Origin of the sequence: Marinobacter sp. MMG032 (genome assembly GCF_040112695.1) — a bacterium.
GTDB lineage: Bacteria > Pseudomonadota > Gammaproteobacteria > Pseudomonadales > Oleiphilaceae > Marinobacter > Marinobacter salsuginis.
The window spans coordinates 633,455-645,007 of the sequence record NZ_CP157802.1 but is presented as its reverse complement, the minus strand read 5'-3'; the positions used below and the strand labels follow the sequence as shown (position 1 = coordinate 645,007).

Below are 11,553 nucleotides of genomic sequence, written 5' to 3'. Positions count from 1 at the left end.
TTGCAGGGTGTTTCATGTCAGTATCAGGACAAAAGCCGGCACACAGGTCTGTTTCCGCGGCGTGGTTCTTTGCGTTGTTCAGCTTTCTGCTGATCGGGTTTTCCGCCCCGGTAACCGCGGTGACAGTCTCCGACCTGTACTCGGCCAAAGTACCGGTGGAAGGATCCTCGCCTGGGCAGCTGGCTCAGGGGTATGCCGATGGCCTCAGCCAAGTCTTTATCCGGGTTTCCGGCACACGTGAGGTGCTGGCCATGGAGGGCGTTGAAACACTGCTGTCCGACGCCGAGTCTTTGCTACTTTCCTATCAGGTTGCCCGGGATAAGTCCGGCCAGAGTGTTCTGAGCATGTCTTTCGGAGCGGTTGGTGTTAACCGCGCCCTGGCTTCAATCGATGCGCCGGTGTGGGGCGCCAACAGGCCACTTACGCTGGCCTGGATCGCTGCCGAGGATCGGGGTTCGAGAACACTCGTCACGCGACCAGAAGCGGGCGCCGGCGCAGAAAACGCCGACACCTGGCGGGCTGCGTTCGATGAGGCTGCCGGTCAGCGTGGCTTGCCGGTTGCGTTACCGCCATCGGATTTTGGCGCTGATCGGGAGTTGCTCTCGGATATCTGGGGGCAGTTTATTGGCCGGGTGAAGTCCGCCTCTGAGGATCTGGATCACGATGTTCTTGCACTGGTTCGGGTCAGCCGCACCGGCGGGCAATGGCGTGCGGGCTGGGTGTTCGATGGTATGGCCATGAATACCGGTGAAGAGTCGGTAACGGCGCAGACTCCGGAAGCATTGGCGGAGGCCGTGATCAATCGCTGGGCCGAGCTCTATGCCAGCCGGTATGCAGTCTCTGCATCAGAAGTGGGGGACTCGCCGCAGGTGGACATTGTTTTGCGCGGCGTGACCTCACTGGAAGACTATGCAAGAGCCAATAAGGTGCTGGAGGGGCTGACACCGGTTGTCAGTGTCGGTGCCCACCGGGTACGCGATGAGCAGCTTACCCTGCGCGTTGCTTTTTCCGGTGAGCTGGACCAGCTTCGCGAGTATATCGCCCTGGATCCGCGCTTTGTTCCGATGGAGTCAGACGTTCCCGCGGAACGCCCAGGTCCCGCGCCGACAGCAGAGGGGCAGTTAACGTCGTCGGACGCGAACACAGAAGCAGCAACCGGGAGCGAGGAAGCCCAACCGGAAGACCCGGATCAGCAAACCTCTGTGGCAGGGCCCGAAGAAACCTCCCAGTTTACCTATCAGCCGGTGCCCGTTGATGAGGAAGAGGCCAGGGAGGCGTTCGAATCCCTGTACCAGGTTCTGTATTATCGTTGGCAACCGTCTTCTGTCATCGGGAGCGATGGCGGCGAATAAGGTGTAACCGGAGGGAGTCTTTTGAATTTGCACCGCTGGCGCTGGATTCCCAATGCCCTGACGTTCCTGCGTATCCTGTTGATCGCTCCCTTTGCTGGAGCGCTCCTTGCCGGAGATTATCGCCGGGCGTTGCTTATTTTTTTCCTGGCGGCGGGTACCGGCGCGGTTGACGGGTTCCTGGCCCGGCATTTCAACTGGCGCTCCAGGCTTGGGGCGATTGCCGATCCCCTGGCGGACAAGGCCCTGCTGATTACAGCTTACCTGATGCTGACACTCACCGCCGTTCTGCCGGTATGGCTGTTTTTGCTGGTGCTGGGTCGCGATCTTTTGATTGTTGTCGGGGCTCTGGCATACCACTACAAGGTTGGCCGATACGATATGGAGCCAAGCATCCCCGGCAAGATCAATACCTTTATTCAGATTCTCGTCGCCCTTGCCATTATCGTGCTGCTGGCGGACCTGCCGATGCAGCCCTGGGTGGTGGATGCCGGCATACTCCTGGTGGCTGTTTCCGCAGTGGTCAGCGGGGGGCATTACCTGATTGTATGGAGCTTGCGGGCCTGGAGGGCTACCCGTCCATGACCGCGTCCCAGTTGGTGCTTGGGGTCAAGCTACGAGATGATGCCCGGTTTGATAACTTTCACGGTGACAGGAACACCACAGCGGCCCAGCGCCTTGAATCCGTCTGTCATCGGCCTGATGATGTTCCAGTGGTTGTACTGTGTGGTGATGCCGATACCGGCAAAAGTCATCTTTTGCAGGCCGTGTGCCACCTGGGTGATCAGCAGGCCAGGACAGCTGTCTGTATCAGCATCGCAGAGCTGGAGCCTTTCGGTGCCGATGCCCTGTCGGGGCTTGAGGGCCACGACATTGTATGTCTGGACGATGTCGATCGCATCGCAGGGCAGCAGGTATGGGAAGAGGCCATTTTTCATCTGTATAACCGGATACAGGATCGGCGCGGCCTGTTGTTGGTAAGTCTCTCTGATTTGCCAGCGAGCCTGCCTTTTGCATTGCCGGACCTGGTCTCGAGGTTCAGTCACGGGTTGGTCATCCAGTTGGGCATATACCGGGATGAGGATCGCCTGAAGATTCTGCGGGCCCGGGCAGAGCAGCGGGGGCTGGTCATGGCAGATGACGTCGCCAGCTACATCATGCGCCGGGCACCGCGGAGGCTCGGTGATTTGCTGGGGATTCTGGATATACTGGACGAAAACTCACTTCAGGCCCAGAGGAGGCTTACCATCCCCTTTGTGAAAACAGTGATGGAGTGGTGAGCTGGACGGCACACATTGCAGGGCAGAAAACGATAACGGGTTCATCAAGGGAGAGAAAAAATGAGACGGGTGGTATTCAATCAGAAGGGCGGTGTCGGCAAGTCCAGTATCACGTGTAACCTCGCAGCCATCAGCGCCGCTCGTGGAAAGCGAACTCTGGTTGTGGATCTTGATCCCCAGGGAAACTCCACCCATTATCTGCTCGGCAAGCCTGCCAGCGAGCTCAAGGACACCGTCGCCGATCTGCTTGAACAGACGGTTGCATTTACGGTTTTCAATCGCCGCCCGGATGAATTTGTCCACGCCTCACCGTTCAAGAACCTGTTTGTGATGCCTTCCAGCCCGGAGCTGGACTTCCTGGAACGCAAGCTGGAAGCGAAGCACAAAATCTACAAACTGAGGGAGGCCCTGAAAAAGCTCGGTGAATCCTTCGATGCGATCTACATCGACACGGCGCCCGCGTTGAATTTCTACACGCGCTCCGCTCTGATTGCCGCCCAGCGTTGCCTGATACCCTTCGATTGTGACGATTTTTCCCGGCAGGCCCTGTACAACATCCTGAATGAGATTCGTGATCTCCAGGAAGATCACAACGAGGACCTTGTGGTGGAGGGAATTGTTGCCAACCAGTTCCAGCCCCGCGCCAGCTTGCCGAAGCAGCTGGTCAGGGAGCTTACCGAAGAAGGCTTGCCCATGCTGCCGGTAAGGCTCTCAAGCTCCGTGAAAATGAAAGAATCCCATCAAAGCCGGCAGCCCCTGATTCACATGGCGCCCAAGCACCCACTGACACGCCAGTATGAGGACCTGTTCCGGGTCCTGCATGGTGAAACCGTGGAGCTTGAGCCGCTGAGCGATTGAGGCGAGATTGATATGACTGAATCCGGTAACCCGATCGGGCAGGTTGCAGACTGCCTTCTGAACATTGAGATGGAGTTGCGGCAGCTGGGTCTCTGGGAGTCTGAGCCACCACCGGACGAAGCATTCCAGAGTGTTCAGCCATTCTGTATCGATACGCTGGAGTTCACCCAGTGGCTGCAATTTGTCTTCGTTGAGCGGATGAAGGTGATCATCGAAAACGATCACCCGTTACCCTCGGCTTCCGGCATCGCACCGATGGCCGAGGAGCACTTCCGGGGACGGCCGGAGTCCGGGAGCCGGCTGGTCAGGGAACTGGAAGCTATCGATCGCCTTCTGAGTGACGGGTGATCAGTCCAGTCTCATAGACAGATCCAGGGCCTTCACATCTTTGGTCAGAGCCCCGATCGAAATGTAGTCCACGCCCGTTTCGGCGACCGGCACCAGGGTGTCGGCGTTGATGCCCCCGGAGGCCTCCAGCTTTGCCTTGCCCCCAGTGGTGGCAACAGCCGTTCGCATGTCCTCAAGCGAGAACTCATCCAGCATGATGATATCTGCGCCAGCCTTCAGGGCCTGCGCCAGCTCGTCGAGGTTCTCGGTTTCCACTTCAACCGGTTTGCCTGGCGCAATCCTGTGGGCGGCCTCAATGGCCTTGGCGATTGAGCCGCAGGCGGCAATGTGATTTTCCTTGATCAGGAAGGCGTCCCAAAGGCCGATGCGATGATTAAAGCAACCGCCACAGGTAACGGCGTATTTCTGGGCCAGACGCAGACCTGGCAAGGTTTTGCGGGTATCCAGCAGGCGAACCTGGGTGTGGGCAACCCGGGCAGCATAAGCAGCGCATGAAGTAGCAACCCCGGACAGGGTCTGGAGCCAGTTCAGGGCTGCTCGCTCGGCGCTCAGCAGGCTTCTGGCAGGGCCCTCCATAGTAAACAGCACCTGGTCCGGTGAAACGGTATCACCATCGGATACCTGCCAGGTGAGTTCCACGGACGGGTCCACTTGTCGGAACACCTCGTTAACCCATTCCCTTCCTGCAATCGTCGCGGTTTCCCGGGTAATCACGCGGCCCTTCGCTCGTTTGTCGGCGGGTATCAGCCTGGCCGTGATGTCACCATCACCAATGTCTTCCCGCAGGCTCTGAGCAACATTCTCAATTCGGGCCTGGCGAAGGAGTTCTGGGGAGATCATAGGGCAAAGTGTCCGGTGCAGAGGGTTGTAAGCGGTTTAGGCTGCCAATTCTAAAGGGCCGCCAGAGAATCGCCAAACTCTTGAGTCCAGACTGCTAAACTGTGATGCACGTCAGGTCTACACAAAAGGTGACAAAATCTGACACAACCTGACGTGGGCAGCTCGTATCATGTGAAGTGGAGAAACCAAAAGGCATTATTGCAAGACAAGGCGGAGCAGCGACATGGTGCACGATAACAAGGTTGTCAGCTTTTCAGGCCAGAAGCCGCCCGCCCGGTTTTCATTGCCTGCGCCCCTCATTCGTCTGCGTGACGCATCGGGTCAGTCCCTGAAGTCCGTTCTTGCCAGTTTTTTCGATCGTGCCGATGATGCCCTGTTCGAACTCGCCGACAGAGCCGGAACGAATCTTGACCAGACCGCCTACTTTGACGCCATGCGCGAGCTCAGGCTTCGCCGCAAGTCCATGGTGGTCTCGATCCTCCAGTACGTCAGCCAGGCGTTCAATGAAATTGGCAAATTCCAACCCCAGCAGAGCGCCCGGTCCCTGGAGGACGTGGATGAGGACTCTCTCAGCCTGGTTGATCACTCCCAGTTGGAGCAGCAGGTTGCTGTCGACAACCTGATCAACAAGCTCCGGAACCGCTATACCGAACAGATCCGTCTGCTGACAGCGCGTGTCGGGCATCTGTTGCCGGGCATTGATCTGAAAGACGCGCAGATGCCATTGAGCCCGGAAATCATCTGTGGCGGTGTTGCCGAAGCCTGTGCCGATCTGGATATTGATATCCGGGCCAAGCTGGTGGTTTTGAAGCTGTTCGATCGCCTGCTTGCCGATACTCTCGGTGACTTCTACAAAGAAGCGAACCGTACCCTGATTAATGAAGGGGTTATGCCGGACATGAAGCGTCCCCCTACCGGCAGGGTGCCCGCTCGCTCGGGTCAGCGCCCGACAGGCGAGAGTTCGGCACCGGCAGGCGCGGGCGGGCAGGCAGGTTTTTCTTCAGAGAGCCAGGGTATGTCTCAATCGCAGGCAACATTCTCGGAGCTCAGTGCGCTGCTGCACCGGGGCGATACCGCTCCTGCCAGCGGTACTGCCTCTTACGGTGAAGGTTACATTGATACTGATCGACTGATGGCGCGCCTCACCGAGGCGCAGTCCAACAGCCGTCAATGGGGCGATGATGCCGTTGTTCCGCTGAACGAGCAGCTTCAGCCGATCCTGCGCTCAGGTGATGGCAAAAGCCTGCACGTGGGTCAGGTGGACAGTGATGTGATCAACCTGGTTTCCATGTTGTTCGACTTCATCCTTGAGGATCGTCAGCTGCACCCTGTGATGAAGGCGTTGATTGGTCGCCTGCAGATTCCGGTACTCAAGGTGGCACTGAGCGACAAGAACTTCTTCAATCGCGGCGGTCACCCGGTCCGTAAGCTGCTTAACGAACTGGCGCTGTCAGCCATCGGCTGGACCGAAAAAAAGGCCGGCCAGAGGGACCCGCTCAGGGAAAAAATCGAATCGGTTGTGGACAGGGTGCTGGGCGAGTTCACTACCGACGTCAGTTTGTTCGAAGAGCTGCTCAAAGACTTCAGCCACTTCATGGATCTCGACCGCAGACGTCGTGAGCTCGTGGAGCAACGCCTGCGGGATGCAGAAGAGGGTCGAGCCCGGCAGGAGCGTGCCTCCCAGGCGGCGGACGGATTGTTACAGGAACTGATGGAGCAACGGGACATTCCCGAGCCGGTTGCCGGGCTCCTGAACGAAGCCTGGACCAAATATCTGCAATGGGTGGTTCTACGGGAAGGTGAGGAAAGCGACCGCTGGCAACACGCCCGGAATCTCACCGAGCAGCTGGTGTGGAGTGTCGACCCTCGCCCGATCAATGACTCTACCCGTGGGGAGCTTCTCCGTGCGATTCCAGCCATTGTGGATGACCTTCGCAAGGCTCTCCAGGAGATTTCCTGGGACCCGTTTGCCACCGATGCGGCCATTCGTGACCTGGAGCTGGCCCACGTAGACGTTTTCCAGCGGCTGGTGACCGCGCCCGCTCGTCCCGAACCTTTGGCGGAGCCTGAGGACTTGCCCGAGCCAGAGCCCGAGCGCTCGCTGCAAGAGCCTGTGGCTCCTCCGGCGCCAGACGAGGGGTTGGAGGAGACCCTGGCGCCGACCGAGCCCGAGCAGGCAGCCTCTGGGCTGGCCAACGAGGCGCCAGAGGAAAAAGCGGGGATGGCAGAGACTGCGGATCCGGCTCAGGTATCGCCGCAATGGCTGGAAAAGGCGGAAAGCTTGCGCGTGGGTTCATGGATTGAGCTAACCCGAGACGAAACCAAGGTGCGCTGCAAGCTTGCGGCCTTTATCAAAGCCACTGGCAAGTACATCTTCGTCAACCGCAGTGGTGCCAAGGTGGCCGAGTATTTACGTCTGGAACTCGCCGCCGACATGGAAGCCGGGAAGATCAGCATGCTCGATGATGGCCTCATCTTTGATCGGGCACTGGAGTCGATCATCGACAACCTGCGCAGCAGCCGCAAGGACTGATTCGTAGCAACCGTGGCAAGTTTGTGATTCAATCAGAGAGTGTAATCCTCTGATACATCTGGAATTACTTTGCCCGATACAGACGTTTTCGCCGAACGCCATACTGATTCCGGTACCGATGCAAGATTGCTTCGTGAAACCGGACGGATTTCCTTCGCCCGCTGGCGTCCCTCACCAAATTTCGGGCCCCGTCCGGATGGGGTGCCCATCTCCCTGTTGGTCGTCCACAACATCAGCCTGCCTCCCGGGCAGTTTGGCGGTCCGGAAATAGAGGACTTTTTCTGCAACCGGCTTGATCACTCCGCGCACCCATATTTCCAGACCATCGAGGGCGTTCAGGTGTCCGCCCATCTGTTGATTCGTCGGGATGGTGCTCTGGTTCAGTTTGTCAGTCTGCTGGAGCGCGCCTGGCATGCTGGCCGTTCGTGTTTCGAAGGTCAGGACGAGTGCAATGATTTCTCCATCGGCATAGAACTGGAGGGGACTGACGACATCCCTTACACCCCTGAACAGTATCGTAGGCTGGCAGAGGTGGCGGACCTGATTATGGCAGCCTGGCCGGCCATCACTGCCGACCGTATCACCGGCCACTGCGACATTGCGCCGGGCAGGAAAACTGATCCGGGGCCGGCCTTCGACTGGCAGTACTTCCGGGCGGGGCTGCACGCAGCCAGAGGTTCGGGGAGGAACGCCTGAATGGTGTTTGTTGTGTTTCTTCTGGCTTACATGGTTCGCAGGCGTCTGGATTCCCTTGATCTGCTCTCCGGTGACGAGGTCTGGCGTCGCTGGTTCAGGCATGGCAGCCGGGTCAGGGCAGGCCGTGAGTCCGGGATAGGTATCGGGCTGGCACTGGTTCTATTGCCGGCCTTTCTGCTCGGGCTTGCGCAATATCTCCTGGTCGCCTCCGGCTGGAGAATGGCTGCTTACCCACTGGAGTTCCTGGTTCTGGTCGTTCTCATGGGAACGCCTGGCTGGCGACAGATCCTCCGGGCCTACGCAGAGGCATGGCAGCGGGGGGATATGCAGTCAGCCTGGCATCATGTGAAAGATCTTTTGCCGGCCGATGAACGGGGAGCCGCGGTGTCTCCCGAGGCCATGCACCTCTCGCTGTCGAAGGCACTTATGGTGTCGGTGTTCCAGCGCTTCTTTCTGGTGGCTTTCTGGTACGTGGTTGGTGGTATCGGCGTTGCCGTTCTCGCCCGCGGTCTGGTTGCCCTTGCCGATCAGTGGCCCCAGGCTCCGGCAAGGCCGCGCTTTTCCGGGTTGGCGAACCTCGCCGGCTGGATCCCTGCCAGGCTTCTTTCCCTGACTTTCGGAATTGCCGGAGACCTGGCCGGCTGGCTGCGGGAAACCCGCCGCACGCTGACCGGTGTGACCAAAAAAGCCGGGGAGGTGCTCATGATTTCGGCCAACGGGTCGTTAACCGGGTATGCGCTGGATCCAGCCCGCTTTTCCCGGGTTCATCCGGATGAGTGGACAGCGTTCGGAGGACGTAGCCTGAGAGCAGTAAGGGATTTGTTGAACAGAAGCATGCTGGTCTGGACATGCACGCTCGCTCTGCTGGTCATTTCCGGGGTTGTCTGAGCCGGATTTTATAAAACATTACAGTTTAACAAGAAATAATGCTTAAGTTTTTAAGACTTTAGGCGACAATATAAGAAAAGAACATGAGTTCAGTTGTTTTTTGCCAGCACGAGGGTCCCTGTGAAGCAACTCATTAATCCCGCCATTGCACTGATGAACCGGCTGCCGATGGTTTACAAGTTCAGTCTCATCAGCATCCTGTTCCTGTTACCGATCGGTGGGCTGTCCTGGCTCGCCATTTCCGAGCTGAACCGTTCCGTCCAGACCATGACTCGAGGTGTCGAGGGGCTTGAGCAGCTTCAGCAGGTTGACCGGCTGGTGGACGCCGCGATGGATTATCGCGATTATCGCTCACCCGCGATCATCAAGGACGAGAGCGCTATTATGGCGGTGTCGGAAGAGGCTGCCAGTGAGATTGATAATACGCTGGCGGCCCTGACTGCCGAGGAGCGTTCTTTCGATACTTCTGGCTCCTGGGCCGAGCAGGTCAGCGACCTTCGGCAGGAGTGGGAGGCTCTGCGGTCTGAAGACAACTATCAGGGTAACTTCGATCCGCAGTTCAAGTATTACCAGGAATTTGTCCAGAAGGCTCAGGCCCTGCTTTCGGCCACCATTGAAATCTCGGGCCTGGGGCAGGGGGCGTCCCGGGAAAATCAGTTGATTCTCGGACTTGTCCGCGACTCATTACCGGCAGCCCGCACCGTGATTGGCCAGGCAAAATCCTACGGTATCTATGCCCTGGTCGAGGGGCAGGTAGGCTATGCGCTGAGCGAAACGCTGAACGAAATCTATGACCAGTTGACCAATCGCAGTTCACTGCTCTCACCAGCGTTGGCCCTGGCCTCTGAGGCATCGCCGGCTTTGGCTGAGCGGGCGGGCAATGCCATCCAGCGGGTTGATGAGAGCCTGATGGTGGTTCGGGATCAACTGGATGTGAACGTGATTACGCCGATGCGCCTGGAAATGCCCTGGACTGAATACAACGACCTGATGTCCGGGCAACTGGCTCACTATGATCAGGTCAAGGCGGCGGCTTTCAACGTGGTCGACGAGAATCTGCAGGCGCGGCTGAACAGTGAGGTCAATCAGCGCCGGCTGATCGTCATCGCCCTGGTTGTTGTTCTTCTGGTGGTGGTCTATCTCTATATCGGCTTCTTCATGTCTGTACGCACTGCCATTAACCGGTTCAGCGAAGCGGCTCGCAGCGTCGCTGCCGGCGATATGACCACCCACATCATGCTGCGCAATCGCGACGAACTGGGTGAGCTGACCACGGAATTCAATAACATGACCGACCGGATTGCCGAGCTGATCCGTTCCGTCAGCCGGACTACGGCGGATGTGGACCAGCAGGCAACCCGGGTCAATGATACTGCGGCGGCCAACAGCGAAGCCGTGGCACGGCAGATGGAAGAAAGCGGCCAGATCAACGAAGCCATGAACCAGATGGTCGAGGCGGTTCACGAAGTTACCGAAAGCGCTCACCGGGTGGCAGACAGCGCCAGCAACGCCGAGCAGGACACCGAGACCGGTCGTGGCGTCGTTGCTGATACCGTAGAAACCATCAACAAGCTGGCAGGCGAGATATCCGGCGCCGTGGAAGTGATTAACCGGGTCAGCAAGGACAGCGACAACATCAGCCAGGTGCTGATAGAGATCAAGGCGATTGCCGAACAGACCAACCTGTTGGCCCTGAATGCTGCGATTGAGGCCGCGAGGGCAGGTGAGCAGGGTCGTGGGTTTGCGGTAGTTGCCGATGAGGTCCGCTCACTCTCTCAGCGTACCCATAAATCCACCGAAGAGATCGAAGGCATGATTTCCCGGCTTCAGAGCGGCGTGAAAGACGCGGTTTCGGCCATGACCAACAGCCGGGACGTTACCGAGACAACGGTGCAGAAGTCTGGTGAAGTGACGGAAGCTCTGGACAGGATCGCCAAAGGCATCTCGGTGATCGTGGATATGAGCCACCAGATTGCACAGGCGGCAGAAGAGCAGTCTGCCGTTGCGAAAAACGTGAATGCCAGTGTCGAGCAGATTGGCGAACTGGGCCATAAAACGGCCGCCAATGCCGAGGAGACACTGGGATCCTCGAGGGAAATGTCGCAACTGACGGCCTCACTTCAGCGTCTGGTGGAGGCCTTTAAAGTCTGACTGGCGCCAGAACTGGAGCGAGACAACTAAAAATCCGGCCCTAAAGGCCGGATTTTTTTTGTTCCCAGAGAATTTCCTCACCGCCCTCGCGCCGGGCTAATACGCGGGCAATGACGAATAACAGATCGGAGAGACGATTCAGGTAGTGCCGGGAAGCGGTGTTGATCGAATCCTCGTGGCCGAGGGCGACGACAACCCGCTCTGCACGGCGACAGACCGCACGGGCAAGGTGGCATTGGGCTGCAGCGGGGCTACCGCCTGGCAATACAAAGTTCTTCAGTGGTGGCAGACCCTCGTTGTGCTGGTCCAACGTGCCCTCCAACCACTCAATGTGTTCGTCGCCGATCACACGGCTGCCGGGAATGGCAAATTCGCCGCCAAGGTCGAACAGATGGTGCTGGATACGGCGCAGGCTTTCCACCAGTTCATCGTCGCTGTCCAGTGTCTCGATCAAAAGCCCGATGTGGCAGTTGAGTTCATCAGCGGTACCCATGGCCTCGACCCGCTGGGCGTTCTTGGCAATACGATTTCCATCGGCCAGGCCCGTAGAGCCGTCATCGCCGGTGCGGGTGTAAATCTTGGAAAGGCGGTTGCCCATCAGTCTGCTCCT

11 protein-coding genes are annotated in these 11,553 nt (G+C 58.4%); 9 read left to right on the top strand and 2 right to left on the bottom strand.

The genetic code is table 11. The annotated features are described in order from the left end of the window. The first annotated feature begins 14 nt into the window (after positions 1-14). Genes ABNF92_RS02920 through ABNF92_RS02900 form a run of 5 tightly spaced genes read left to right on the top strand, consistent with a single transcriptional unit; the run spans position 15 to position 3,835 of the window. The gene (locus tag ABNF92_RS02920; RefSeq protein ID WP_349343391.1) at positions 15-1,352 is read left to right on the top strand and encodes a DUF2066 domain-containing protein; all 1,338 of its coding nucleotides are present in this window, start codon (positions 15-17) and stop codon (positions 1,350-1,352) included. A 21-nt stretch (positions 1,353-1,373) separates the two neighbouring features. Further along, entirely contained in the window at positions 1,374-1,934 is a 561-nt protein-coding gene (locus ABNF92_RS02915) for a CDP-alcohol phosphatidyltransferase family protein (RefSeq protein WP_349343390.1), read from the top strand. Then, complete coding sequence (gene hda, locus ABNF92_RS02910) at positions 1,931-2,629, top strand: DnaA regulatory inactivator Hda (protein ID WP_349343389.1); 699 nt, start codon at positions 1,931-1,933, stop codon at positions 2,627-2,629. The genes ABNF92_RS02915 and hda overlap by 4 nt, the downstream gene beginning before the upstream one ends. A gap of 60 nt (positions 2,630-2,689) precedes the next feature. Then, the gene (locus ABNF92_RS02905) at positions 2,690-3,487 is read left to right on the top strand and encodes a ParA family protein (protein WP_349343388.1); all 798 of its coding nucleotides are present in this window, start codon (positions 2,690-2,692) and stop codon (positions 3,485-3,487) included. Between the two features lie 12 nt (positions 3,488-3,499). Then, positions 3,500-3,835: a YqcC family protein gene (locus ABNF92_RS02900; RefSeq protein ID WP_069184553.1), complete on the top strand. Its 336-nt coding sequence runs from the start codon at positions 3,500-3,502 to the stop codon at positions 3,833-3,835. Here ABNF92_RS02900 and nadC read toward each other — a convergent pair whose 3' ends face one another. Further along, positions 3,836-4,675, bottom strand: a complete 840-nt coding sequence (nadC, locus tag ABNF92_RS02895; RefSeq protein ID WP_136629649.1) for a carboxylating nicotinate-nucleotide diphosphorylase — start codon at positions 4,673-4,675, stop codon at positions 3,836-3,838. 223 nt (positions 4,676-4,898) lie between these two features. On the opposite strand from nadC, the gene ABNF92_RS02890 reads away from it, so the two are divergent. From ABNF92_RS02890 to ABNF92_RS02875, 4 genes are all read left to right on the top strand, one after another. After that, positions 4,899-7,208: a DUF1631 domain-containing protein gene (locus ABNF92_RS02890; protein WP_349343387.1), complete on the top strand. Its 2,310-nt coding sequence runs from the start codon at positions 4,899-4,901 to the stop codon at positions 7,206-7,208. Positions 7,209-7,334: 126 nt separating this feature from the next. Continuing rightward, positions 7,335-7,904, top strand: coding sequence for a 1,6-anhydro-N-acetylmuramyl-L-alanine amidase AmpD (gene ampD / locus ABNF92_RS02885; RefSeq protein ID WP_349344053.1), 570 nt, complete (start codon positions 7,335-7,337; stop codon positions 7,902-7,904). Then, positions 7,905-8,792 (top strand): histidine kinase, encoded by an 888-nt coding sequence (locus ABNF92_RS02880; protein ID WP_349343386.1) that lies wholly within the window; start codon positions 7,905-7,907, stop codon positions 8,790-8,792. Between the two features lie 120 nt (positions 8,793-8,912). Beyond that, the gene (locus tag ABNF92_RS02875) at positions 8,913-10,943 is read left to right on the top strand and encodes a methyl-accepting chemotaxis protein (RefSeq protein ID WP_349343385.1); all 2,031 of its coding nucleotides are present in this window, start codon (positions 8,913-8,915) and stop codon (positions 10,941-10,943) included. Positions 10,944-10,983: 40 nt separating this feature from the next. On the opposite strand, the gene ABNF92_RS02870 is transcribed toward ABNF92_RS02875, so the two are convergent. Then, positions 10,984-11,541 carry a cob(I)yrinic acid a,c-diamide adenosyltransferase gene (locus ABNF92_RS02870; protein WP_069184559.1) on the bottom strand — a complete coding sequence of 186 codons (558 nt, stop codon included), beginning with the start codon at positions 11,539-11,541 and terminating at the stop codon, positions 10,984-10,986. Positions 11,542-11,553: the final 12 nt, after the last annotated feature.